Genomic DNA, 24,363 nt, shown 5'->3' on the forward strand with positions numbered 1-24,363 from the left:
CAGGCAGCCCGGGTACGCGCCCGGGCCGGCGCGCGGGGAAAGGGCGGCCGCATGCGCACGGTGATATCCGTCGCGCATTCGCTTCCCGCTTGCCTGGTCCTGGCCGCGTCGCTGCTTGCCATGCCGGCGCAGGCCGGCGGCGTCGAGAACGCGCGCGCGGCATGCAGCGCCGGCTCGCAGGCCCGCATGCGCGATTGCCTCGCCGGCAAGGCGCGCGCGAGCGAGCACGCGCTGCGGCGAGCCGAGCGGCAGGCCGTGGCCGCGCTCGCCGCGTGGGACGAGGACGCCAGGTACGCCACCGCCGCCGCGCGCAAGCTCAAGGCATCCGGCGCGGTTTTCGCGCGCTACCGCGACGCGCAGTGCGAATTCGCCGCCGCGCTCGGCGGCGGCGGTGCCGGCAACACGCACGAGATGCTCGGCCTCGCGTGCGTGGCCGAGATGAACGCGCGGCGCGCCGCGCAGATCGGCAGCGCCGTTGCCGACTTGCCGCCGCGGTAGGCGGAGGCCGGCGCGGGCACGGCACTAGCTACCGTGCCCGCACCGACGGCCTTCGCGCCGGCAGCCACGGCATGGGGCAGTGGCGGGGCCCGCACGGCATCGCAATCCCGCCAATTCGTCACATCATCCGCGGTTTTGCTGCACCGCCCACGATTTGGTACTTGTCTTATTTCATGTGCCGGGACATTTACAGATACTAGCCACGTCCCATCCATTCATCGAAGTGACCACCATGAGGAAAGACGAAGGCAGCTTTTGTGCGCAAGCTGCGCAAATTGCGCAAGCTGTGCGGCCCCGCCGCACGATCGCGGCCGGCGCCATCGCGGTGCTTCTGTCGTCCGCATGCGGCTGGGCAGTGGCCGACAACATCGTCACCGCATTCGGGCGGGATCTCGCGTTCCCCGCGCTTGCCGCGCCGGGCACCGTGCTGGTCCGCGAGTCGGTGACGCCGCAGCAACTGTGCGGGGCGCCGACCTGCACGCTGGCACGGCCCTCGTTCTGGGTCCACGGCGGCGCCTATACCGCGGCCGGGCCGGTGGTCGACGTCGACGTGTCCGGCATCGGTCTGCAGGTGCTGCTCAACGGTGCTCCGCTCACCACGACCACCTTTGCGCCGGCAGTCACCATATCCAGTCCGCTCGAGGTGCAACTGGTGCGCACCGAGGCGACGATGTCGCAGGGGGATCTGGCTGGCGGCTGGCGCGCGAACCTGAACCTTTGCGCGACCGCGACCCCGGGCTATAGTGCCTGCTACAGCTACCAGCGCTTCGCCTCGATCCAGCTGGCCGGCAAGATCAAGCCCATCGCCGGCACCTGCCAGACGCCGAGCCAGACCATCACGATGCCGCCCGCGCAGAAGCGCGCGTTCACGGGCGCGGGCAGCACCACCGGCGAGATCGGCTTCGAGGTCCGTCTGCTCAATTGCCCGCCCGGCTACAACCGCGTCGGCTACGCGCTCGATCCGGCCGGCGGCACGGTCGCCAACGCGCCCGGCGTGCTGCCCGCGGGCTCGGGTTCCAGCGCGGGCGGGGTCAATATCCGGCTCACGGACAGTGGCGGCACGCCGGTGACGTTCAAGCAGTCGGTGCAGGTCGGTGCCTACGACAAGGGCACGGGCGGATCGTATGCGATCCCGATGAAGGCAGCCTATTTCCAGACCGGCGATACGGTCACGCCGGGCACCATCACTGGCGCTGTTACCGTGCTGATCGACTACCAGTAGATTCCCCGGCGGCCCTCGTTCTCCGGCCGGCAGCGCCGGCAAGGCGGCGGATTGTGCCGGGTTAGCGTCGGCATAGCGCGGGTCCGCATCGGGGCGCGGCTAGTGGTGATGCTCCTGGTCGTCCTCGACGGGCAGGCTCACGCCGACGCCCATCCCGCCACCACCGCCGCCGCCACCACCACCACCACCACCACCACCTCCTCCTCCCATGCCGCCGCCGGACTTTCCCTCGCCGCCCTTGGCGCCGCCTTCGGCCTTGCCGCGCGCCGCGGACGGGCGGGCCGGTCCCTGCTTCGGAATCTGCAGGCTGGCCGGCACCGGCTCCAGGTCGAGCACCTGGCGGATGAAGTTGCGCAGCGAGACCACCAGCTCGTCGGTATGCGTCGGCCGGCCCGCGGCCAGTTCCGCGGCCGCCTTCGACGCCAGCAGGACCTGTTCCTCGGTGCCGAGCAGGATGATGTCGGACAAGGCCGCCTCGACCGCGTCGCGCATGCGCCGCGAGCGGTCGACGCTGGGCCAGGCGCCGGCGGCCGGCGCATCCGCCGCGATGGCGCCGGCCGCCTGTTCCGCGTCGGGGCCGTCCGCGCCCGCGCTCCGCCGGCGCAGGTCGCGCAGGTGCGTGGGATCGACCGCGAGATTGCCGGTGAAGGAGCCGCCCAGCGTCTTGTAGGCGGCGATGAGCGTGCGCAGGCGTTCGTTGATCTGCCGGTTCTCGCGCTCGCGGCGCTGCTGGATCGTCTGCATGACGACGAGGCGTATGCCGACGCCGATCAAGGTGATCAAGGCCAGCCCGAACAAGGTCGAAAGCAGGCCCTGCCAGGAACTGAAATCCAGGTTGCGCATGTGGCGGCTCCGAGGGCTGGGATGCCGAATCTTAGCGGATGGGCCGGTCGGGCTCCCGCGGCGCGCCGGCGGAGAGCGGGACGCCGCCCGGGGCCGGCGGACCGCATCGGGATGCCGGGGGCTCGCGGCTCATTCGCGCCGGAAGTCTTCGCCGCGCGTTGCGCCGGCAAAAAAAAAGAGCCCCGCGCGGCGGGTACGCGCGCGGGGCTGGGCAGGACTGATGGTCGGGGGCGCCGTACCTCCTCTGGAGGCACGAGCGCATCTTACGCAACGGCCGCCGGTTCAAAACGCGGAGTAGCGCGGCCAATTCCGCTCAATCCCGGTTTTGTCCGCGTGGACGGACGCGCCGTCGCGTTTCAGGGCAGTTGGCCGGCCAGGAAGCGGGTGGGGATCTTGTCTGCCATTGGAAACATGGAGAAATAGGGCTGTGCCTCGGTCAGCACGCGCCGCACGCTCGGGCGGCTCACCAGCCGCTCGAAATAGGCGGCGAGATTCGGGTGCGTGTCGGCGAACGGCTGTGCGATGCCCGCGTAGAACAGCGCCGGCGTGGCCGCGCAGTCGGCCAGCGAGAACTGTTCGCCGGCGGCCCAGGTGCGCTCCGCCATGTGCTTGTCGGCCACGCCGTAGGCGGTGCGCAGGCCAGCCAGCGCATCCGCCACGCCGCGCGGGTCGCGCTCGGTTTGCGGGCGCAGGCGGTCGCCGACGATCTTCTGCATCGGCAGGTGCACGTAGAGATCGAACAGGCGGTCCCACAGGCGCGCTTCGCGCCGGCCGTCGCCGTCGGCGGGCAGCAGCGGCCGCGGGCCGGGATAGTGGCGGTCGAGGTACTCGATGATGATGGTGCTCTCCGGCACCGTCTGCGCGCGCGCGTCGTCGCGCAGCACCGGGAACTTGCCGACCGGCCACAGCGCCACGAAGGCGGCGCGGTCGGCCGCGTCGCCGAGGTCGACGACGCGGCCGGCGAACGGCGTGCCGTTCTCGTAGAGCGCGATCAGGACCTTGTGGCAGAACGATGACAGCGGATGGTAGTGCAGCGTCAGGGCCATGACATTTCCTCCTTGCCGTTCGGCGCAGCCGGGGCCTGGCGTGCGCCGTCACATCGCCTTCATGTTGCCTTCATGTCGCCGTCACGTCCCCATCACGTCGCCGCCATGCGCGGCGGGCGCGGCCGCGCGGCGACCGCGAAGGCGATCTGCACCAGCCCGGCGGCCAGCCCCAGCATCACGCCGATCTGCCAGGCCAGGGTGTAGGACCCGAGGGCATCATAGACCAGCCCGCCGCCGAAGGCGCCCACGAAGCTGCCGATCTGGTGGCTGAAGAACGCCACCCCGCCCAGCATGGCCTGCCAGCGCAGACCGAAGGTCTCGGCGATCCAGCCGGCCACCAGCGGCGCCACGCCCAGCCACAGGAAGCCCATCACGGCGGCGAAGACCAGCGTGCTGGCCGGCGTGGGCGGCGAGGTGAAATACCACGTCAGCGCCAGCGAGCGGATGGTGTAGATGGCGCCGAGCAGCAGCAGCTTGTTGACGCGCCCGCCGGCCCAGCCGAAGAACAGGCTGCCCAGCACGTTGAAGCCGCCGATCACGCCGAGCGCCTTGGCGCTGAGCATCGGGTCCATGCCGCAGATGTCGAGGTAGGAGGGCAGATGCGTGGTCAGGAACACCAGTTGCATGCCGCACACGAAATACGCCGCGCCCATGACCAGGAACGGCGTATGGTGCAGCGCGGTGCCCAGCGCCTCGCGCGCGTTCTGCTGCACGCCGCCCGGCGGCACCGGCAGCGGCAGGCGGTCGACGCGGCCGGCGAACCACGCCGCCGGCAGCATCACCAGCGCGAGCACCACGAAGGCCGCCAGCCCCACGCGCCAGCCGTAGGCTTGCGCCACCACCTGCCCGACCGGCGCGGCCACCAGCGCGCCCAGCGAACCGGCGCCCGAGACGATGCCCAGCACCGTGCTGCGCAGCGCCACCGGCACCGGGCGCGCGGCCACCGCCATCGCGAAGGCGCTGCCGGTGCAGGCCATCGACGCGCCGATGGCCACGCCGGCGCCGAGCGTGACCCCGACGATGCCCTGCGCGGTGGCCAGCATGACCAGCCCGAGCACGTACAGCAGCGAGCCCGCCATCATCAGCGGCCGGAAGCCCACGCGCGCGGCCCACGCGCCCGCGATCGGCTGCAGCAGTCCCCAGGCCAGGTTCTGCACCGCGATGGCGGCCGTGAAATCGGCAACCGAGATGCCGATGCCCCTGGTCAGCGGCGGCATGAAGATGCCCAGGCTCTGGCGCAGGCCCATCGCCAGGCTCAGCATGACGGAGGCGCCGAGCAGGATCGGCAGGACGGGACGGAGTTCGGACAGGCGGGAAGGCGCGGCGGTGCTCACGAGGAATTGTCTCTGTCTTTGTATTGTTCTTGTTGTTTTGTTTTTCTTCCGGTTTTCTTCCGGTTTTCTTCCGGTACCGCGCGCCGCGCGGGCCGGAGGCTCAGGCGAGGGTAAGGCCGAACCGGAACGGAAGTCAATGCGCGGGCCGGCTCGGGGTTTTGCCCGGCGGCGCGCGGGCGGCCGGAACGCCTATGCTTGAGCGGACGCCTACTTTCCCGCCAGCCCATGCCGAATGTCCGCCGATCCGCTGTCCTGATGAGCCTGGCGCTGGCCACGCTGCTGGCCGGCTGCGTGACCCGCTACCGCGTCGAGGCCGGCACGCCCGCCGCGCGCGTGCGGCTCGTGACCAATACGGACGACAACACCACCTTCAGCGTGGTCGATGCCGGCAAGTGCCCGAAGCCGCCGCGGCCCGCGCTGCTGGCGGCCACCGGCCACCAGGCGGCGGCCATCGGCAAGGAGGAAGACCTGAAGATGTGGGGCATCTCGCCGGAGCCGCCCGCGCGCACGCGCGAGCGCTGGCTGGTGGCCAGCCACCGCATCTACCTGACGGCGGCGGCGACTTCGGCGGCGGACGACCAGCCTTACCGCTGCGCGATCGGCGTGTCGTTCGTGCCGCTGCCGGGCTGGCAGTACGAGCTGCGCTACCAGCGCAACGCGGCGGCCCGCAACTGCGCCGGCCAGGTGCTGCGGCTGCTGCGCGCGCCCTCGGGCGAGATCGTGGCCACGCCGGACCCCACGCAGCAGGTGTTCCGCGGCTTCGAGCCGGACGCGGTGTGCGCGTCGCCGTGAGGCGCGGCCCGCCGACTAGGGCTAGGGCCGCGCGGCCACCGGCGCCGCGGCCGGCGGCATGGCGCTCGCGTAGGGCGCGTCCGTGAGCGTGCGCAGGAAGGCCGTGATGTCGTCGATCTCCGCCTCGGTCAGCGCCGGCGTGGTGCCCGCGCGCCGGTTCATCGGCGTCGCGTTGACGTTGACGTTGCCGCGGTAGGCGGCGGGCACGTCGTCGAAGGGCTTGCCGCCGCGATACCACTTGCCGGGATCGGTCGAGCGCGTGTTGTAGAACGCCACCGCGTCGCGCAGCGTGGTGAACACGCCGTTGTGCATGAAGCTCTGGCGCACCGCCACGTTGCGCAGGCCGGGCGTGCGCAGGTAGCCGCACCACTGCCCCGGCTCGGGCCAGCGCAGGCGGCGCGCGGTGTCGCACAGGCCGTTGTCGAAATGCTTCGGGTCGCGGTTGGCGGGCAGCGCGCGGTTGCGCGGCACGGCGATGGCGTCGTAGCCGAAGTCGGTAAACAGCGAGCGCTCGGGCCGGCTGGCGGTGTCCGCGAGCGTGTGGCAGCTCATGCAGTTGCCCTTGTCCGGGTTCTTGAACAGCGCCAGGCCGCGCGTTTCCTGCGGCGACAGCGGCGCGCGCCGGCGCAGGTAATCGTCGAAGCGCGAGCTGAACGGCGCCATCTCGTCGCTTTGCAGGTAGGCCTCCAGCGCGCGGCCCAGCGCCAGCATCATCTGCGCGGGATCGCGTTGCGCCGCGGGGCCGAAATGCGCGGCCAGCGCGGGCCCCAGTTCCGTGCTCCCGACCTTGCGCAGCAGGCGCGCCGGCGTGCCGTTGTTCATCTCCTCGGGGTCGAGCAGCGGGCCGCGCACCTGCTCGGCCAGCGTGTCGGCGCGGCCGTCGGCGAACAGGCCGCCGAACGGCGAGGCGTAGGGCGCGTCGTCGTCCTGGTAGAAGTGCCGGCGCGGGACGTAGCGCACGTACAGCAGCGAGGGCGCGTTGCGCAGGCTGAAGTGCCCGGGCCGGCTGCCCTGCGGCACGCGCGGCCCGGCCAGCGCGGCGTGCGAGAGCGTGGGCGCGAACGCGCGCGCGGGGTCGTGGCAGCCGGCGCAGGACAGGCCGCGCGGCTCGGACAGGCGCGTATCGAAGAAGATGCGCCTGCCGAGCGCGGCGAGCGCCGGGTCGGGGCGGAACACGGCGGCGGTCGGGTCGACCCTGGCGGCCACCTTGGGCGTGCCGTTGCCGATGGTGTCGACCACCACCGATGGCGGCGCGCCCGGCGTCAGCACGGTGTCCGCGGCGGGCGCGGTGGGTGCGGTGGGCGCGCCGGCCGCTAGGCCCGCGGCCAGGACGGCAGCGCCGGCGGCGAGCTGCCGCGCCGCCCGCGCGATGCGGATGCCGGCGGCCCGCGGCCCGGCGGGCCGGGCCGCGCAGGTGGCGGAAACCGATGCCGTCACGGCGCCAGGAAACCCGTCTTGTCGCAGGCCAGCGTGGTGCCGGTCTGCGCGCAGGTGGCCATCAGCTTGCCGGCCACGCTGTAGGCCTTGAAGGTCCAGCCGGTGGCGGGCGCCGGGCTGCGCTCCATCAGCAGGAAGCCGAAGCTGTTGTGATGGGTGATCTTGTCGATGGTGGTGCCCGGCGCGGGCACGGCGCCCGGCGTGAGCGGGTCGGGCAGGGCCACGTCCAGGTTGTCGCCGCCGTTGCCGGACACGATGGTGGCCGGGTGGTTGGAGGCGAAGCTGATGGCCTGGAAGTCATGCACGTGGCCGTGCAGCGCCACCTGGATGCCCGGCGGGTAGTAGGCCTGGGCGTTGAGGCTGCTCATCACCGACTGCAGCGCCAGGTTGCCCGGCGCCGGCGCGCTGCCCGCCACCGGCGCGAAGCCGAGCACCGGATGGTGGTTGGTGAACATGGTGTTGACCATGCCCGGCTTGCTGGCCAGCCAGCCCACGGTCTGGAACTGCTTCTGGTAGGCGATGAACTGCGGGTCGCTGGTCGGCAGCGCGGTCTTGCCGGCCTTGGCCGAGTCGAACACGATGACCTGCGAGTCGGTGCCCAGCGCCACCGTGTAGGGCTCGGAGTAGTTGGCGCTGCCGTCGTTGGCCGGGTCGTTGCACGAGCGGGCCTCGGTGTACGGGCGCGGGTCGAGGAAGCGGAACCAGCCCTGGCCGGCGCGCGCGCATTCCTCGTGGTTGCCGCGCACCACCACCCACGGCGCCCTGGCCATCAGCGCGGCGGCGGGCCTGAACAGGTCGGCCTGCCAGGTATCCCAGCCATAGCCCCACGGCGTGCCCTGGCAGCCGGCGATGTCCGGCGGGCACAGGTTCTCGCGGTAGTGGTAGTCGCCGATGTGCAGCACCAGGTCCGGGTTCATGGCGGCGGCGGTGGCCGCGAGCGTGGCGAACGGCCACACGGCGGTGTCGCTGCACGGCTGGTAGGCGTTGTCGGCCTTCTTCAGGCGGCAGCCGGTATCGGCCAGCACCAGCACGCGCCGGGGACTGGCCTTGGGCAGCGGCAGGGCGCGCCCGGCCACGCTGGCGGCGGAGGCGCCGGCCGGCAGCGTGGCTTCGCACGCCGAGACCGGGAAATCCGAGGGCTTGGAGTCGGCCGGCGCGCTGGCGGTGGGGCGCAGCGGCATGGTGCCGGCGCCCACGCGCAGCGCCATGCGCTGCTGCACGCCGTCCACGGTCAGCAGCGGGCACACGGCGTTGGCGGGCGGGGCGTCGCCGGCGGCGGCCGGCGCCGCATAGCTGGTGATCACGCGGGCGATGGCCTGGTTGCTGTCGCCGATCTCGACCCACGCGGCCTGGATGTTGGCGGCGGCGCTGGCGGCGTCGCCGGCCGGAGCCGCAGGCGCGGCCGGCGCGGTGGGAACGGCGGGGGCGATCGCGGCGGCGGCCGCGTCCGGGTTCTCGCTGCCGCAGCCGTACAGCGCGGCCGCCGTGGCCAGCACGGCCAGCATGGCGGCCATGCCGGGGCGCACGTGGTGATTGTCCTTGTGAGTGCCCATTCTTGTCTCCCTGTCAGTGGCGAGCGCGACTATAGGGAGGCGATGTTGCGTCGGGATGACGCTTGTGTGTCAGCGTGGCCGGCGGCTGTGCGTGCCGGCGCGGGCCTGCTTGGGGGATTGCTCTGGCGATAGTTCTGGCGACGGCTTGGGCGACCGTTTGGGGGCTTGTCCCGGGGCCTGTTTGCGGCTCGCCTTGCCGGCCGCTTCATCGGCGCGCCGGCCTGCGTGCCTGCCGGCTTCGGCCGCGGCCAGCCGCAGCTCGCGCGGCAGCGCCGCCAGCGCGGCCTGGAAGAAGCGCCGCTCGGCCGGGCGCAGCTTGCCCAGCAGCCCGGCCAGCCGCTCCACGGCGGCGAAGGCGGCCGGCGTGGCGCCCTGCTCGAAGGTCTCGAACCAGCTCGCTTCGAGCAGCAGGTTGGCCAGTTGCAGGGCGCCGTAGCGCACGTGGCCGCCGTCGTGCTCTTCCAGCGCGAAGCCGGCCAGCGACGACCAGCTGATGAAGCCCTTGGCCCGCGCGAACGGCGCGTGGAACGGGCGCAGCGCATCCACCGCGTCGTCCAGCCGCAGCGGCCGCTGCGCGCGGAAGGCGGCGAGCGCGCCGCCGCCGTCCTGTTTGCAGTTGCCGCGCGCGATGCGCAGCAGGAAGATGATGTTCCACGCCGAGCCGCCGCCCACGCCGAAGCGGTCGCAGATCCATTCGGACAAGCCCAGCCAGCGCACCGCCTGGCGCTGCACCTGCCCGGCCGGCCACGCGCGCGCGGGGTCGATCAGCGCGTGGTTCCAGAACAGCCACAGGCACAGGCCGAGGTTGGCCGCGACGTGCTGCGCGGCGGGCGCCATGTTACGCAGGTTACAGCGCGCGGCCTTGGCGCCGGCGCGCCGTCCTCCTATGCTGCGCTTCGTGCCCCGGGCCCGGGCGTCATCCCCGACAAGAACACGACACCACGGAGAACATCTTGAAGCGATTCGCAATCCTCGCCGCGCTGGGCGCGGCGCTGGCCCTGCCCGCGGCCCGGGCGGACGTGCTGTGCACCGTGATGGCCGACGCCGCCACCGGCAGGCTGCTGACGCAGGAAGGCGACTGCGGCACGCGCGTCACGCCGGCATCCACCTTCAAGCTGCCCATCAGCCTGATGGGGTTCGACGCGGGCCTGCTGGTCGACGCGCACGCCCCGGCCATGCCCTACCGCGCCGAATACGGCGACCGCAATCCCGCGCGCCGGGTCACGACCGATCCCGCGAGCTGGATGAAGAACTCCATCGTCTGGTATTCGCAGCAGGTCACGCGCCAGCTTGGCGAGACCCGCTTCCGGCGCTATGTCGACGCCTTCCAGTACGGCAACCGCGACGTCACCGGCAACCCGGGCCGGCATGACGGCCTGACCCATGCGTGGCTCGGCGCCTCGCTGCGGATTTCCCCGCTGGAGCAGGTCGCCTTCCTGCGCAAGGTGGTCCGGCGCGAACTGCCGGTCAGCGCGCGGGCGTACGACATGACCAGCCGCATCAGCGCGCTCGGCACGCTCGCCAACGGCTGGGCCGTGCACGGCAAGACCGGCACCGGCGCCCCGCGGCTGGCCGACGGCGGCGAGGACTGGGACCACGCCTATGGATGGTTCGTCGGCTGGGCGGAGAAGGATGGCCGCGGCGTGGTCTTCGCCCGCCTGATCCAGGATGCGAAGAAAGAGGCGGAGTATGCCGGCCCGCGCGCCCGGGCGGCCTTCATGAAGGAGCTGCCGGGCCGGCTCGACGCCGTCGCCGCGCTGCCGTAAAAGGCCGCCGCGCTCGATGCCGGCCCGTCTACCGCCCCAGCTGCCCCAGCACCATGCCGACCTCGGCCAGGCTGTTGTCGATCAGCCGTCCCATGTACGAGCTCATCTGCGGCATCACCAGCACCATCATCAGGAAACCGCCGGCCAGCGTGACCGGGAAGCCGACCGCGAAGATCGACAACTGCGGCGAGGCGCGGTTGAGGATGCCCATCGCCAGGTTGAGCGTGAGCAGCGCGGCGATCAGCGGCAGCGCCAGCAGCATGCCCGACGAGAACACGCTGGCGCCGGCCGCCGCCACCGCCGACCAGCCCTCGCCCGAGAGCGGCTGGGACGAGATCGGCAGGGTGGCGAAGCTGTCGGCGAGCGTGGCCAGCAGCATCAGGTGGCCGTCCATCGCCAGGAACATCAGGGTGGCGACCACGTTGAGGAAGCGACCCAGCACCATCGTCTGGCCGCCCGAGGAGCGGTCGTAGAACGAGGCGAACGACAGGCCCATCTGCAGGCCGATGGTCTCGCCGGCGTACTGCACGGCGGCGAAGGCCAGCCGCATGGTGAAGCCCACCGCGAGGCCGATGCCGACCTCGTTGAGGATGATGAGGAAGCCTTCGAAGGAATACACCGGCGTCAGCGGCAGCTTGTCGATGGTGGGCGAGACGATCATCGCGATCAGCGCGGCCAGGGCGACCTTGGCGCGGCGCGGGATGGTGGACTCGCCGAACAGGGGCGCCGTGCTGAGCAGCGCCAGCAGCCGGAACAGCGGCCACAGGAACGCGGCGATCCAGGCGTAGAGCTGGGCGGAGGTGACGGACAGCACGGCGGGCGCGGTGTGAGGGCAGCGTGGGTGCGGCGCGGGCGCTACGCCCGCATCAGTGCACCAGGGCGGGAATGCCCTGGAAGACTTCGCGCATGTAGTCGACGAAGGTGTTGATCATCCACGGGCCGGCCAGCACCATCGTGGCGAACAGGGCCAGCAGCTTGGGGATGAACGACAGCGTCATTTCGTTGATCTGGGTGGCGGCCTGGAACAGGCTGACCACCAGGCCGGCCACCAGCGCCACCAGCAGCAGCGGTGCTGCCAGCATCAGGGTCATCTTCATCGCCTGGGTGGCGATGCTCATTACGGTTTCCGGCGTCATGATGGAGCGGTCTCGGTGGGGACGCGGCGGGCGCGCCCCGTGTTCAATTCAGGAAACTCTGCGCCAGCGAGCCCAGCAGCAGTTGCCAGCCGTCCACCAGCACGAACAGCATCAGCTTGAACGGCAGCGAGATGGTGGCCGGCGGCACCATCATCATGCCCATCGCCATCAGCACGCTGGCGACCACCAGGTCGATGATGAGGAACGGGATGAAGACGGTGAAGCCGATCTGGAACGCGGTCTTGAGCTCGCTGGTGACGAAGGCCGGCACCAGGATGCGCATCTGCACGTCCTCCGGGCCCTGCATCTCGGGCGCCTTGGCCATCTGCGCGAACAGCGCCAGGTCCTTCTCGCGGGTCTGCTTGAGCATGAAGGCCTTGAGCGGCACGGCGGCCTTCTCGGCGGCGTCCTCCAGGCTGATCTTGTTTTCGCTCAGCGGCTTGTAGGCGTCGGTGTAGACGCGGTCGAACACCGGCGACATGACGAAGAAGGTCAGGAACAGCGACAGCCCCACCAGCACCTGGTTGGGCGGCGAGGTGGCGGTGCCGAGCGCGTTGCGCAGCAGGCCCAGCACGATGATGATGCGGGTGAAGCCGGTCATCATCAGCATGGCCGCCGGCAGGAACGACAGCGAGGTCAGCAGGACCAGCGTCTGGACCGACAGCGACCAGGTCTGGCTGCCGCCGGGGCCGGCCCGGCTGGTCAGCCCGGGCAGCGCCTGGGCCTGCGCCAGGGCGGGCAGCAGCACCAGCGCCAGGCAGGCGGCGGCCAGCGCGGCGGCGAAGGCCAGCCGCGAGGGCTGGCCGGCGCAGGCGCGCAGAGCCTGCAGGCGGCCTCGCAGCCGCTGCTGGAAAACGCGCCGCGAGGCGCCGGGCAGGAAATTCATGACTTCAGGTTGTGTTGCATGGCGCGCAGCAGCTTCTGGCCGAAGCTGCCGCTGCCCGCCGGATTGGCCGGGCCGCCGCGCTCCGGGTCCGGAGACTGGCCCGGCGCCCGCGCGGCCTGCGCGGGCAGGGTATGGAGCGTGCGGATCTCGCCGGCGCTGACGCCCAGCACCAGGCAGGTGTCGCCCACCTCCACCATCACCAGGCGCTGGCGCGGGCCGAGCGCGGTGCTGCCGACCACCTTCATGGTGCCGCCCTGGCCGTGGCGGACCAGGCCGGCGCGGCGCGCCAGCCAGGCCAGCAGCAGGATCAGGGCGATGACGGCGAACAGGCCGAGGCCGGCCTGGGCCATGCTGGCCGCGCCGCTGGGGCCGACGTGGCCCGCGGCGGCGCCGGTACCGGCCGCGATGCCGGCCGCGGGGGGATTGCCGGCGGCGGCGCTGGCTTGCGCCGCCGCCGGCGCAGCCTGCACCAGCGCCAGGCCGGCGACGAGCCCGGCGGTGGCCATCCGGCGCAGGCTGGCGATCATCTGTTGAGCTTCCGGATGCGTTCGGACGGCGTGATGATGTCGGTCAGGCGGATGCCGAACTTGTCGTTGACCACCACCACTTCGCCCTGGGCGATCAGGTAGCCGTTGACCAGCACGTCCATCGGCTCGCCGGCCAGGCCGTCGAGTTCCACCACCGAACCCTGCGCGAGCTGCAGCAGGGTCTTGATGGGCACCTTGGTGCGGCCGAGCTCCACCGTGAGCTGCACGGGGATGTCGAGAATCATCTCGATATCGTTGTGGAAGCCGCTCGGCACCTCCTTTTCCAGCGGCTGGAAGACCTTGGAGGCGGCCGGCGTCGCGGCTGCGGTGGCGGCTGCGACTGCCGGTGCCGGCGCGGCAGCAGCGGCGAGATCCTCGGCGCTGGTCTGCTCGGCCAGGGCGCTGGCCCAGTCGTCCATCGGGTCGGCCGGCTTGTCGTCTTTGCCGTCAGTCATGGTCGGTTTCCTTGTTGGAATCGCTTTCTTGGTGATTGATCATCCGTTCTACCCGCAGCGCGTACTGGCCGTTCATGGTGCCGAAGCCGCACTGCATCACGGGCACGCCATCGACCTTGCCGAACACCTGCTCGGGCAGCTCGATGGGGAGTACATCGCCGGCGCGCAGCGACAGCACTTCGGCCACGGTGCTTTCCAGGTGGGCGAATTCGGCCACCAGTTCCACCTCGGCCGAGCGGATCTGCTGCGACAGCTGGGAAATCCAGCGCTTGTCCACTTCGACCTCGTCCTGCAGCGGGTTCATCAGCAGGTCGCGCACGGGCTCGATCATCGAGTACGGGAAGCAGACGTGAAGCTGGCCGCCCACGGCGCCCAGTTCGATATGGAATGCGGTCGTCACCACCACCTCGCTGAGCATGGCGATGTTGGCGAACTTGGTGTGCATCTCCGAGCGGACGTATTCCAGCTCGATCGGGTGCACCGCGTGCCAGGCGTTGCCGTAGCTGTTGAGCGCCAGGTCCAGCAGGCGCCGGATGATGCGCTGCTCGGTCTGGGTGAAGTCGCGCCCCTCGACGCGGGTGTGGAAGCGCCCGTCGCCGCCGAACAGGTTGTCGACCACCAGGAACACCAGGTTGGGGTCGAACACGAACAGCGCCGTGCCGCGCAGCGGCTTGAGGTGCACCAGGTTCAGGTTGGTCGGCACCGGCAGGTTGCGCACGAAGTCGCCGTACTTCTCGATGCGGATCGAGCCGACCGAGATGTCGGCGCCGCGGCGGATGAAGTTGAACAGCGCGGTGCGCAGCTGGCGGGCGAAGCGCTCGTTGATGATCTCGAGCGTGTGCAGCCGGCCGCGCACGATGCGCTCCTGCGTGGCCAGGTTGTACGGGCGCACGCCGTCCTCGGCGACCGGCGCGGAAACCTCGGGCAGGTCGGCTTCGCCCGACACGCCTTTCAGCAATTCGTCTACTTCGTCCTGCGAGAGGAACTTGTCGTAGGCCATCTAGTGTCCTGCCCCGTGAGTGCCGTGATGAATGAAAGCGACCATGTGCCGATCAGCCCGCGCGCTGGCGTTGGCGCGCGTGCTGTTGTACGGGCAAGGCAGGCAGGGACGGATTCATGTCGGATTTGCTGGTGGGGCAGGGCACGTGCTTACTGCACCACGAAGGATGTGAATAGGACGTCCACGACCTGCTGAGCCGGCAGGTTGGGCGCGAACGGCTGGTTGACGGCGCGCTGGATTTCCTGCGCCAGGCGGCGCTTGCCTTCCACCGTCGCCAGGTCGGGCGGCTGCTTGGCCGACAGCAGCAGCAGGATCCGGCTACGGACTTCCGGCAGGTACTCGGTGATGCGCGTCTGATCCTTCGCGTCCGCCACCTTCAGCGACAGACCGGTGTGCAGGAAACGGTCGCCGTCTTCGCTCTTGAGATTGACGGTGAACGGCTCCAGCGGCACGAAGATCGGCGGCGGCACGACCGGAGCCGCCGGCACCGGCGGCTGGCGGTTGCTCAGGATGTTGCCCAGAAAAAAGCCCCCGGCACCCAGCGCCGCGACGATCACGACGCCGAGAACCAGCAGCAGTCGCCCGCGCTTGCTCTTGTTGCCGTCAGCCTGGGAAGAAGTGAGCGTAGTCGCCATGAGATGCCTGTATCGGAATGCCCTGCCATTCTTGGGTGAAGACAGGGCAAGCAAAGGGCCGAAAAAAAGGGTGAAACCCGCTCAGCTTGGCCATTTGAGCCAAGCGGGTGCGTCATCCGGATGATGCGGATGGTCTTACTGGGGGTTAACGAATGGCGTGCACGGAACTTGAGCCGGAATTGCGCCCGCGATGGGCCGGACGCCCGCCGCAGACCCGCGCCCCGGGCCGCGCGGCGGGCGGTGGCCGGTGGTGGCGGGGTGGCTGCAGGGCGGCGCCGTGGATGGCCGGCGCCCCGCCGCGCGGCCGGCCGCGCCCCGGCGCGGCGCGCCCCGCGCTGCCGCGCCGGCCGGCTAACTGCTTGATTCCATTGGCGCTTGCGCGTCGGCCGGGCCGCCGAAGCTGTGCCGGTACTGCTGCGGCGAGACGCCGAGCCGGCGGCGGAACACCGCGCGCATGTGATGCGGATCGCGGAACCCGCATGCGTAGGCGACCGTCTTCAGCGGCACCGCGCTGCGCTCGAGCATGACGCGGGCGGCGTCCAGCCGGGCGCTTTCGACGAACTCGGCCGGGGTCGCGCGGGCGTCGCGCGCGAAGATGCGCGAGAAGTTGCGGCTGCTCATCCTGGCCACCGCCGCCAGCCGGTCGAGGGTGAGATCCTCGGTGAGGTGAGCCAGCACATACTGCTGGACCCGCGCCACCGGCGACGCCGCCTCCGCCAGCGGGGTCAGGTAGGGGCTGAACTGCGACTGGCCGCCGGCGCGGCGGATGAACACCACCAGCCGCTTGGCCACGTCGAGCGCCACTTCCTCGCCGTGGTCCTGCGCCAGCAGGTACAGCGACAGGTCGATGCCGGCGGTGACGCCAGCCGAGGTGTAGAGGCTGCCGTCCTGCGCGTAGATGCGGTCCGCCTCCACGCGGGCGGCCGGGCAGCGCGCGGCCAGCGCGGCCACGTCGTTCCAGTGGGTGGTCACGGTGCGCCCGTCGAGCAGCCCGGCGCCGGCCAGCAGGAAGGCGCCGTTGCAGATCGAGCCGAAGCGCGCGGCGCGCTGGCTGGCCTGGCGCAGCCACGCGTACAGCGCGGCGGGAAAGGCCCGCTCGGGCAGCGTGGGGCCGCCCGCCACCAGCAGCAGGCCGGGGACATCGGCGTCGATGTCGGCGAAATGCCGCTGGGGGTGCAGCACCATGCCGTTGGAGCAGGCCACCGGCCCGCGCTCGGTGCCGATCAGCCCGAGCTGGTAGCGGTCCCCGGGCAGCAGGAAGCGGTTGGCCTCGGCGAACACGTCGAGCGGGCCGCTGACGTCCAGCGCCTGCACGCCGGGAAAGACAAGGATGGCGACGGATCGGTTCATGGGCGGGCCGGATGGCGGGAGGCGATGGCCGCCATGTTAGCCGGGCGGCGCGGCCCGCGCTGGCGCGAAAACGCCGCCATTTGGCGCCAGGGCACCGCCGGAGGCGGTTCTGCCCGGGCCGCCCGCTCTCCATACTGGTTCCTGACCGGCGCCGCACACGGCGCGCGCCACCTGACCCGGAGAGACCCCATGACAAAGACCGATGTTGCCGCCGCCGAACGTGTCGGCCCCGCCTTTTCCGTCGATGGCATGCTGCTGGCGCGCGACAAGACGCGCCAGGCCATCCGCGAGATCGCCGCCCGCGTGGCGCCCGGCATGGTCGAGGAAGACGCCGTGGCGATGGCCCGCTCGGTGCTGCTCGACGCCGGCCTCGCGCTGAGCTGGCACCCCACCCGCGTGCGCTTCGGCGGCAACACCATCAAGCCGATGAAGCAGGCCTCGGTGCCCGGCGTGGTGCTGCGGGAAAACGACCTTTTCTTCATCGACATCGCCCCGCGCGTGGACGCCTGGGAGGGCGACGGCGGCGCCAGCTTCACGGTCGGCCACGACGCCGAATACGCCCGCTGCGCGCGCGACGCCGAGGCGCTGTTCCACGACGTGCGCGCGGTCTGGCGCAAGGAAGGGCTGACCGGCCACGCGCTCTACGATCACGCCGACCGCACCGCGCGCAAGATGGGCTGGGAGCTGAATTTCGACCTGCCCGGCCACCGCGTCTCGGACTTCCCGCACGCCACCATCTACACCGGCTCGCTGGCCGACCTGGAAAGCTGCCCGTTGCCGATGCGCTGGATCCTGGAAATCCACCTGCGCGACCCGCGGCACCGCTTCGGCGCGTTCTTCGAGGACATGCTGCTGGACGACGCGCACTACGGCTGAACGGGCTCGCCGGGGCCTTTCCCGGGGGATTGCCCGAGCAATTTGGTCAAGGTCTCCTGTTGTGGGTTTCCGACGGGGCGGGAAGTCTAAGCCATTGTTTTTACTGTGATTGTGTAATTCAACTCTTATATAAGATATAAGACATTTGACCGCGGGCGCACTTCACTCTACAATCACGGCACAACTAGGTCTTCCCAACCCCTATTACCCCGCAGGATCCCATGCTTGATACCTATCGCGCCCATGTAGCCGAACGCGCCGCGCTTGGCATTCCCCCTCTGCCGCTGACCGCGAAGCAAACTGCGGAGCTGATCGAACTCCTGAAGAACCCGCCCGCCGGCGAAGAGCAGGCCCTGGTCGAGCTGATCACCCACCGCGTGCCGGCCGGCGTGGACGATGCCGCCAAGGTCAAGGCCTCGTACCTGGCCGCCGTGGCGCTGGGCAAGGAAGCCTGCCCGCTGATCACGCGCGCGCGCGCCACCGAACTGCTGGGCACCATGCTGGGCGGCTACAACATCTCGCCGCTGATCGAGCTGCTGGACGACGCCGAAGTCGGCACCGTCGCCGCCGCCGCGCTCAAGAAGACCCTGCTGATGTTCGATGCCTTCCACGACGTCAAGGAAAAGGCCGACCAGGGCAACGCCAACGCCAAGTCCGTGCTGCAAAGCTGGGCCGACGCCGAATGGTTCACCAGCCGCCCGGAAGTGCCGCAAAGCCTGACCGTGACGGTGTTCAAGGTCTCGGGCGAAACCAATACCGACGACCTCTCGCCGGCCCCCGACGCCACCACCCGCCCGGACATCCCGCTGCACGCGCTGGCCATGCTGAAGAACGCGCGCCCCGGCATCACCCCGGAAGAAGACGGCAAGCGCGGCCCGGTCAAGTTCATCGAATCGCTCAAGGAAAAGGGCAACCTGGTCGCCTACGTGGGCGACGTGGTCGGCACCGGCTCCAGCCGCAAGTCCGCCACCAACTCGGTGCTGTGGTTCACCGGTGAAGACATCCCGTTCGTGCCGAACAAGCGCTTCGGCGGCGTGTGCCTGGGCAGCAAGATCGCCCCGATCTTCTACAACACGATGGAAGACGCCGGCGCGCTGCCGATCGAGCTGGATGTGTCGCAGATGGAAATGGGCGACGTCATCGAACTGCGCCCCTATGACGGCCGCGCTCTGAAGAACGGCCAGGTCGTCGCCGAATTCCAGGTCAAGTCCGACGTGCTGTTCGACGAAGTGCGCGCCGGCGGCCGCATTCCGCTGATCGTCGGCCGCGGCCTGACCGCCAAGGCGCGCGAAGCGCTCGGCCTGGCCCCGTCCACGCTGTTCCGCCTGCCGCAGAACCCGGCCGACACCGGCCGCGGCTACACGCTGGCCCAGAAGATGGTCGGCCGCGCCTGCGGCCTGCCCGAAGGCAAGGGCGTGCGCCCGGGCACCTACTGCGAACCGAAGATGACCTCGGTCGGCTCGCAGGACACCACCGGCCCGATGACCCGCGACGAGCTGAAGGACCTGGCCTGCCTGGGCTTCTCGGCCGACCTGGTGATGCAGTCGTTCTGCCACACCGCCGCGTATCCGAAGCCCGTGGACGTCAAGACCCACCACACGCTGCCGCAGTTCATCAGCACCCGTGGCGGCATCTCGCTGCGCCCCGGCGACGGCGTGATCCACTCGTGGCTGAACCGCATGCTGCTGCCCGACACCGTCGGCACCGGCGGCGACTCGCACACCCGCTTCCCGATCGGCATCAGCTTCCCGGCGGGCTCGGGCCTGGTGGCCTTCGCCGCCGCCACCGGCGTGATGCCGCTGGACATGCCGGAATCGGTGCTGGTGCGCTTCAAGGGCAAGATGCAGCCTGGCGTGACCCTGCGCGACCTGGTCAACGCGATTCCGCTGTACGCCATCAAGTCGGGCGAGCTGACCGTGGCCAAGCAAGGCAAGAAGAACATCTTCTCCGGCCGCATCCTGGAAATCGAAGGCCTGCCCGACCTGAAGGTCGAGCAAGCGTTCGAGCTGTCCGACGCCTCCGCCGAGCGCTCGGCCGCCGGCTGCACGGTGCGCCTGAACAAGGAACCGATCATCGAATACATCAACAGCAACATCACGCTGCTGAAGTGGATGATCGCCGAAGGCTACGCCGACGCGCGCAGCCTGCAGCGCCGCATCAAGGCGATGGAAGCCTGGCTGGCCAGCCCCGAGCTGCTGCAGCCGGACGCCGATGCCGAATACGCCTCGGTCATCGAGATCGACCTGGCCGACATCCACGAGCCCATCGTGGCCTGCCCGAATGACCCGGACGACGTCAAGACCCTGTCCGACGTGGCCGGTGCCAAGATCGACGAAGTGTTCATCGGCTCGTGCATGACCAACATCGGCCACTTCCGCGCGGCGTCCAAGCTGCTCGAAGGCAAGCGCGACATCCCGGTCAAGCTGTGGGTCGCCCCGCCGACCAAGATGGACGCCAAGCAACTGACCGAGGAAGGCCACTACGGCGTGTTCGGCACCGCCGGCGCCCGCACCGAAATGCCGGGCTGCTCGCTGTGCATGGGCAACCAGGCACAGGTGCGCGAAGGTGCCACGGTGATGTCCACCAGCACCCGCAACTTCCCCAACCGCCTGGGCAAGAACACCAACGTGTACCTGGGCTCGGCCGAACTGGCCGCCATCTGCTCGCGCCTCGGCCGCATCCCGACCAAGGAAGAGTACATGGCCGACATGGGCGTGCTGAGCGCCAACGGCGACAAGATCTACAAGTACATGAACTTCGACCAGATCGAGGACTTCAAGGACGTGGCGGATACGGTGTCGATGTAAGGCACGCGACCGGCGGCGGTGAGCTCCCCTTTCCCGCAGGCGGGAGAGGGGAGCCAACGGTCGGCAATCCTCGCCAGCAGTCCCAGTCAGGCCCCTTCCCGGGGCCTTTCTTTTTGCCCATTCCACGCTCACGCCTTCACCGCATCATGGCCCGCCTCAAGCTCGAATTCCCCGAAGACCAGTACTACTACTACAGCACCCATCTCACGGTGCGCGTGACGGACATCAACAGCGCCAACCACCTCGGCAACGACTCGATGATCTCGATGATCTCCGAGGCGCGCGCGCGTTTCCTGTTCGACCTGCGCAGCGGCGACGGCGAGGCGGCCGAGACCGAGCAGGTCGGCACCATCGTCACCGATCTCGCCACCACCTACCGCAACGAGGCGCATGCGCGCGACCAGCTTTTGTTCGAGGTGGGCGTGATGGACTTCAACCGCTACGGCGGCGACATCACCTTCCGCATCACGCGCCCGAGCGACGGCGCGCTGATCGCGCTGGCCAAGTCCGGCTTCGTCTTCTTCAGCTATGCGCGCAAGCAGGTGATGCCGATGCCGGCGGCGTTCGCCAGCAAGTTTCCCCGGGTCAACTGGGTCGACCGCGGCTGAGCGGCGCCGGCTGCCGCGCAAGGAGCGGGCGCAAGGCGAGCGCCTACAAACCGTAGAACGGCCGGTTGGCCTCGATGCGGGCGCGCTCGGACTCGGGAAACCGCCGGTCGGCCAGCAGCTTGCGCAGCGCGGCGCGGCCCTGGTCGAGCGCGCCGATGTAGTAAGCGCTGACCACGAGTTCGTCGAGCGCGCGCCAGCTGTAGACCGAGGTGTCGACGAACAGCGAGTCGTCCGGCACCGCCAGCGCCGCGGCCTGCTGCGCGTACAGGTGCGCCTGCGCGAACTCGCCGCGCAGGCGGTGCCAGCGGGCCAGCTCGCACAGCGGCTCGGCGCGCGCCGGACGCGCCTGGTAGGCGGCCAGGTAGGCGTCGCGCACGGCGCCGGCGGCGACGCTCGCGTCCGCCGCAGCCAGCCGTTCGGTCAGCACGCCGATCTGGAACAGCGCGAACCAGCGCTCCTCGTCCCATCCCTCCAGCGCGGCGCGCGCGCGGTACTGCGCCAGGCTGGCCTCCACGTTCCCCGCGTCGCGGTAGCTCTGCGCCAGGTAGAAGCGGTAGCGCGGATTGGCTGGCTCCTTCTCCAGCGCGCGCTCCAGCACCTCGATGTCGCGCAGGTAGGTATGCGGATCGCGCGCCCGCGCGCCGTCGCGCGACACCACGATGGCGGGGCCGTCCAGGTGCTGCCATGCGTGCGGCGCGTCCTGCGTCAGGTATTCGTGCAGCACGCCTTCCCAGCGCCACGGCTGGCCGGCGGCCACCAGCGCGTTGCGCCGGTAGTGCCAGCCGCCCAGCTCGCACAGGAAACGGTAGCCGTCGGCGCCCAGCGCGGGCCAGCGGAAGCCGGGCGGCACGCGCAGGGTCTCGTCGGCGTCGATGAACAGCACGTAGTCGCCGGCGCCGGCGTTGGCGCGCGCCAGCGCCAGCGCTTCGTTGCGGTTGTGGGCAAAGTCCACCCACGGCCGCTCGTGCAGTTCGCCGGGCAGGCCGTCCATGCACGCGCGCACCAGCGCCTGGGTGCCGTCGGTGGAGCCGGTGTCGACGATCGCCCAGCGGTCGATCCACGGCTTGACCGACGCGAGGCAGCGCGCGATCACGGGCGCCTCGTTCTTCACGATCATGTTCAGGCAGATGCGGGGCAATTCGGATGTCCTGTCGGGAGGGTCGGGAGCGCTGTCGGGAGATGCCGCTGCCGGGAGATGCCGGCGGCGCGAGCAGCATACGCGCAGTCGCGCGTTTTCGGCAATGGCGGCGGCGCCGGCTAGCGTGTCTTGCGCAACGTCAGGTTGATGCGCTCGCGCCCGGTCAGCGGGTGGTCGCCGTCGGCCAGCGGCGCGATGCCGTGGAAGGCCAGCCGCGCCGGGCCGCCCCACACCACCACGTCGCCGTGGGCCAGGCGCACGCGCTGGCACGGGTCTGCGCGCCGCAGGCCGCCGAACAGGAAGACCGCGGGCAGGCCCAGCGAGACCGAGACGATGGGCGCGCGCAGGTCGAGTTCGTCGCGGTCCTGGTGCAGGGACAGGCGCGTGCCGGGCAGGTAGCGGTTGAGCAGGCAGGCGTCCGGGCTGAACCCCGCGAAACCGGCCTCGGCGGCGGCCGCGCGCGCCAGCGCCAGGAAGCTGGCGGGCATCGGCGGCCACGGCGCGCCGCCGAGCGGGTCCGCCGGCTCGTAGCGGTAGCCGCTGGCGTCGGAGACCCAGCCGAACCGGCCGCAGTTGGTCATCGCCACCGACATGCGCTGCCCGCCCGGCGTGATCAGGTGGCGCCACGGCGCCTGCGCGGCGACCTCGCGCACGGCGGCGAGCAGCGCCTGCTCATGGGCGCGGGCAAAGCCGCGCAGGACGGTCGCGCCGGGCACGATCGGCTCGGCGTGGGGCGGATCCAGCTGCGGCAGGGAATCGAAGAGGTCGAAGGTCATGGTGGCCGGGGACGCAGGCGGCGGGCCTGCGCTCAAACCACATGGTAGGCGCGATGGCGCGCGCTGGCGCGCGACGGCGCGCGTGGTCCGCGATGGCCGCCGGCGGGCGGGGCGCTGGTGCGCGCCGGCCCGCCGTGCGCGGCCGGGATCACGCGAAGGTGTCGACCTCGCCGCGGGCCAGGGTGCGCGCGGGCGCGGCAACGGCGCCGGCCGGGGCCGGCTGGCTGCCCGCCGGCGCGCCGAAGGCGGTCTGCTGGCTACCGGGCTGGCGCTGCTGCTGCGGCTGGCCGCTGCCGGGCTGGCCGGCAAAGCTGTCGGCGCCGACCGAGGCCTGGCCGAGCTGGATGCCGCTGTCGGCCATCGCGCTGCGCAGGTGCGGCAGCGCGGCTTCCACCGCCGCGCGCACGGCGGCGTGCGGGGAGACGAACTGCGCCTGCGCCTGGTCGTTGACCACGCTGAGCACGACCTTGAGCGGGCCGAGGTCGGGCGGGTTGAGCTGCAGCTCGGCGGTGTGGTTGCCTTGCGTCGACAGGCGCACCATCTGCTGGCTGAGCGCCTGCGGCCACTGGCCGTCGCCGACCGGCGGCGCCACCGGCAGCGAGGTCGCGGGCGACAGGCCGCTGCTGGTCGGCGCGGGGCCGGCGGCCATCGTGCCGGCGGCGGCCAGGGTGCTGGCCGCCGTGTCGGCGGGAGCCGCCTCGGTGGCGGCGGGCTCGGCCGCGCGCAGGGCGGCGGCGAACTGCGACGCGCTGGTCGGGGCGGCGGCCGCGGCGGTGTCGGCGGCGGGCGCCAGCGGGTTCCTGGCGCCGGTGGCTTCGCCAGGCTGGAGCGGCGCCTTGTGCTGCTGGCCGGCGGTGCCCTGCTGGCCGGCGGACTGGCCGCCGCCACTGGCGCCGCCGCCTTGCTGGCCGGCGATGGCGGTCTTGAGGCTGGCGGCCAGGTCGGGGCCGGCCTTGGCGGCATCGGCCGTGGCGGCGGTGGCGGGCCGGTCGGCGGCCTGTGTGGCGGCGGTGTGCTGCGGCACGGGCTGCAGCGCGGCGCGCTGGGACGCGATGGTGGCCAGCGTGTCGGCGGCGCTCGAGGCCGCCGCCGCGGCGTCGGCCGCGGCAGTGCCGGCGGCGGCGGCCGACGGCAGCGTGGGGTCCTTCAGGCCGGGCAGGCCGGCCTGCCCGCCGAGGGCGGCCGCGGCCACGCCGGGCAGGGCGCCGTCGCCGGCCGTGGCCGGCGCGGCGGGCTGGGCCGGTTGCGCCGGCAGCAGCACGGCCAGCGCGGCGGCGGCGGCCTGGGCGGCCGGGTTCACGGCCTGCGCGTCGGCCGCTTCGCCGTCCTTGTCGCCATCCTTGCCGCCGTTCCTGGCGCCGTCCTTGCCGCCCGGCCGCGCGGGCTTGCCGGCCACCGTATTGCCTTGCGTGCCCTGGGCGGCGCTGTTCTGCGCGGCGTTGCCGTTCTGGGCGTTCTGCGTGTTCTGCGTGTCCTGTGCCGGGGCGGCGGCCTGGCTGCCGGCGTTGCCGCTGTTGCCGGCATTCTTGGCGCCATTGGCATTGCCGTCGTCGCGCGCGCGCGCCAGCGCGTCGCCGAAGCCCTGCTGCGCGGCGTCGGTGCTGCCGGCGCTGCGCGAGGCGGCCGCGCTGCTGGCGGTGTTGCTGACAATCTGGGTGATATCGATCATGGTCGGTGT

Annotated in this window: 24 protein-coding genes; 7 read left to right on the top strand and 17 right to left on the bottom strand. The window is 71.3% G+C overall.

Annotated elements, in window-relative coordinates; all coding sequences use genetic code 11:
- Positions 1 to 51 precede the first annotated feature (51 nt).
- Both KF708C_RS14535 and KF708C_RS14540 read left to right on the top strand, forming a co-directional pair.
- Positions 52 to 498 (top strand): lysozyme inhibitor LprI family protein, encoded by a 447-nt coding sequence (locus tag KF708C_RS14535; protein ID WP_059412369.1) that lies wholly within the window; start codon positions 52 to 54, stop codon positions 496 to 498.
- 232 nt (positions 499 to 730) lie between these two features.
- Positions 731 to 1,720 (top strand): fimbrial protein, encoded by a 990-nt coding sequence (locus KF708C_RS14540; RefSeq protein WP_063923018.1) that lies wholly within the window; start codon positions 731 to 733, stop codon positions 1,718 to 1,720.
- A gap of 99 nt (positions 1,721 to 1,819) precedes the next feature.
- Here the strand turns inward: KF708C_RS14540 and KF708C_RS36420 are convergent, their stop codons facing one another.
- The 3 genes from KF708C_RS36420 to KF708C_RS14555 form a co-directional block, all read right to left on the bottom strand.
- Positions 1,820 to 2,563 (bottom strand): hypothetical protein, encoded by a 744-nt coding sequence (locus tag KF708C_RS36420; RefSeq protein ID WP_059412370.1) that lies wholly within the window; start codon positions 2,561 to 2,563, stop codon positions 1,820 to 1,822.
- 356 nt (positions 2,564 to 2,919) lie between these two features.
- Entirely contained in the window at positions 2,920 to 3,609 is a 690-nt protein-coding gene (locus KF708C_RS14550) for a glutathione S-transferase family protein (RefSeq protein WP_059412371.1), read from the bottom strand.
- A 92-nt stretch (positions 3,610 to 3,701) separates the two neighbouring features.
- Positions 3,702 to 4,871: an MFS transporter gene (locus KF708C_RS14555; protein ID WP_052165810.1), complete on the bottom strand. Its 1,170-nt coding sequence runs from the start codon at positions 4,869 to 4,871 to the stop codon at positions 3,702 to 3,704.
- 327 nt (positions 4,872 to 5,198) lie between these two features.
- Between KF708C_RS14555 and KF708C_RS14560 the strand changes: the two genes are divergently transcribed.
- Positions 5,199 to 5,735, top strand: coding sequence for a hypothetical protein (locus KF708C_RS14560; RefSeq protein WP_059412372.1), 537 nt, complete (start codon positions 5,199 to 5,201; stop codon positions 5,733 to 5,735).
- Positions 5,736 to 5,756: 21 nt separating this feature from the next.
- Here KF708C_RS14560 and KF708C_RS14565 read toward each other — a convergent pair whose 3' ends face one another.
- The 3 genes from KF708C_RS14565 to KF708C_RS14575 all read right to left on the bottom strand — a co-directional run bounded on the left by KF708C_RS14565 (position 5,757) and on the right by KF708C_RS14575 (position 9,562).
- On the bottom strand, positions 5,757 to 7,226 hold the full coding sequence (locus KF708C_RS14565; RefSeq protein ID WP_370552836.1) for a cytochrome-c peroxidase: 1,470 nt from the start codon (positions 7,224 to 7,226) through the stop codon (positions 5,757 to 5,759).
- A complete protein-coding gene (locus KF708C_RS14570) occupies positions 7,169 to 8,725 on the bottom strand; it encodes a metallophosphoesterase (protein WP_082079564.1) in 1,557 nt (518 codons plus the stop codon). The genes KF708C_RS14565 and KF708C_RS14570 overlap by 58 nt, the downstream gene beginning before the upstream one ends.
- A gap of 69 nt (positions 8,726 to 8,794) precedes the next feature.
- Positions 8,795 to 9,562, bottom strand: a complete 768-nt coding sequence (locus KF708C_RS14575; RefSeq protein ID WP_231586491.1) for a hypothetical protein — start codon at positions 9,560 to 9,562, stop codon at positions 8,795 to 8,797.
- A 116-nt stretch (positions 9,563 to 9,678) separates the two neighbouring features.
- On the opposite strand from KF708C_RS14575, the gene blaOXA reads away from it, so the two are divergent.
- Positions 9,679 to 10,491, top strand: coding sequence for a class D beta-lactamase (gene blaOXA, locus KF708C_RS14580; protein ID WP_059412373.1), 813 nt, complete (start codon positions 9,679 to 9,681; stop codon positions 10,489 to 10,491).
- 28 nt (positions 10,492 to 10,519) lie between these two features.
- On the opposite strand, the gene fliR is transcribed toward blaOXA, so the two are convergent.
- The 8 genes from fliR to KF708C_RS14620 form a co-directional block, all read right to left on the bottom strand.
- On the bottom strand, positions 10,520 to 11,305 hold the full coding sequence (gene fliR / locus KF708C_RS14585; RefSeq protein ID WP_059412374.1) for a flagellar biosynthetic protein FliR: 786 nt from the start codon (positions 11,303 to 11,305) through the stop codon (positions 10,520 to 10,522).
- Positions 11,306 to 11,357: 52 nt separating this feature from the next.
- On the bottom strand, positions 11,358 to 11,627 hold the full coding sequence (gene fliQ / locus KF708C_RS14590) for a flagellar biosynthesis protein FliQ (RefSeq protein ID WP_029043347.1): 270 nt from the start codon (positions 11,625 to 11,627) through the stop codon (positions 11,358 to 11,360).
- Between the two features lie 43 nt (positions 11,628 to 11,670).
- Positions 11,671 to 12,513 (bottom strand): flagellar type III secretion system pore protein FliP, encoded by an 843-nt coding sequence (gene fliP / locus KF708C_RS14595; RefSeq protein WP_020201827.1) that lies wholly within the window; start codon positions 12,511 to 12,513, stop codon positions 11,671 to 11,673.
- A complete protein-coding gene (gene fliO / locus KF708C_RS14600; protein ID WP_059412375.1) occupies positions 12,510 to 13,040 on the bottom strand; it encodes a flagellar biosynthetic protein FliO in 531 nt (176 codons plus the stop codon). The genes fliP and fliO overlap by 4 nt, the downstream gene beginning before the upstream one ends.
- Positions 13,037 to 13,495 carry a flagellar motor switch protein FliN gene (gene fliN / locus KF708C_RS14605; RefSeq protein WP_020201829.1) on the bottom strand — a complete coding sequence of 153 codons (459 nt, stop codon included), beginning with the start codon at positions 13,493 to 13,495 and terminating at the stop codon, positions 13,037 to 13,039. Before fliN ends, fliO begins: the two co-directional genes overlap by 4 nt.
- The gene (gene fliM / locus KF708C_RS14610; protein WP_059412376.1) at positions 13,488 to 14,495 is read right to left on the bottom strand and encodes a flagellar motor switch protein FliM; all 1,008 of its coding nucleotides are present in this window, start codon (positions 14,493 to 14,495) and stop codon (positions 13,488 to 13,490) included. The genes fliN and fliM overlap by 8 nt, the downstream gene beginning before the upstream one ends.
- 149 nt (positions 14,496 to 14,644) lie before the next feature.
- Positions 14,645 to 15,130 carry a flagellar basal body-associated protein FliL gene (fliL, locus tag KF708C_RS14615; RefSeq protein WP_020201831.1) on the bottom strand — a complete coding sequence of 162 codons (486 nt, stop codon included), beginning with the start codon at positions 15,128 to 15,130 and terminating at the stop codon, positions 14,645 to 14,647.
- Positions 15,131 to 15,481: 351 nt separating this feature from the next.
- The gene (locus KF708C_RS14620) at positions 15,482 to 16,480 is read right to left on the bottom strand and encodes a GlxA family transcriptional regulator (protein WP_059412377.1); all 999 of its coding nucleotides are present in this window, start codon (positions 16,478 to 16,480) and stop codon (positions 15,482 to 15,484) included.
- A 189-nt stretch (positions 16,481 to 16,669) separates the two neighbouring features.
- Between KF708C_RS14620 and KF708C_RS14625 the strand changes: the two genes are divergently transcribed.
- The 3 genes from KF708C_RS14625 (at position 16,670) to KF708C_RS14635 (ending at position 20,771) form a co-directional block, all read left to right on the top strand.
- Positions 16,670 to 17,356 carry a M24 family metallopeptidase gene (locus KF708C_RS14625; RefSeq protein ID WP_020201833.1) on the top strand — a complete coding sequence of 229 codons (687 nt, stop codon included), beginning with the start codon at positions 16,670 to 16,672 and terminating at the stop codon, positions 17,354 to 17,356.
- Between the two features lie 221 nt (positions 17,357 to 17,577).
- Entirely contained in the window at positions 17,578 to 20,163 is a 2,586-nt protein-coding gene (acnB, locus tag KF708C_RS14630; RefSeq protein ID WP_059412378.1) for a bifunctional aconitate hydratase 2/2-methylisocitrate dehydratase, read from the top strand.
- A gap of 146 nt (positions 20,164 to 20,309) precedes the next feature.
- Positions 20,310 to 20,771 (top strand): thioesterase family protein, encoded by a 462-nt coding sequence (locus KF708C_RS14635; protein ID WP_059412379.1) that lies wholly within the window; start codon positions 20,310 to 20,312, stop codon positions 20,769 to 20,771.
- Between the two features lie 43 nt (positions 20,772 to 20,814).
- Here KF708C_RS14635 and KF708C_RS14640 read toward each other — a convergent pair whose 3' ends face one another.
- From KF708C_RS14640 to KF708C_RS14650, 3 genes are all read right to left on the bottom strand, one after another.
- Complete coding sequence (locus KF708C_RS14640) at positions 20,815 to 21,909, bottom strand: tetratricopeptide repeat-containing glycosyltransferase (protein ID WP_197090359.1); 1,095 nt, start codon at positions 21,907 to 21,909, stop codon at positions 20,815 to 20,817.
- A gap of 119 nt (positions 21,910 to 22,028) precedes the next feature.
- Positions 22,029 to 22,685, bottom strand: a complete 657-nt coding sequence (gene alkB / locus KF708C_RS14645) for a DNA oxidative demethylase AlkB (RefSeq protein ID WP_059412380.1) — start codon at positions 22,683 to 22,685, stop codon at positions 22,029 to 22,031.
- Between the two features lie 148 nt (positions 22,686 to 22,833).
- On the bottom strand, positions 22,834 to 24,354 hold the full coding sequence (locus KF708C_RS14650) for a flagellar hook-length control protein FliK (RefSeq protein WP_059412381.1): 1,521 nt from the start codon (positions 24,352 to 24,354) through the stop codon (positions 22,834 to 22,836).
- Positions 24,355 to 24,363 lie beyond the last annotated feature (9 nt).

Source organism: Cupriavidus basilensis, assembly GCF_000876015.1.
Lineage (GTDB): Bacteria > Pseudomonadota > Gammaproteobacteria > Burkholderiales > Burkholderiaceae > Cupriavidus > Cupriavidus basilensis_B.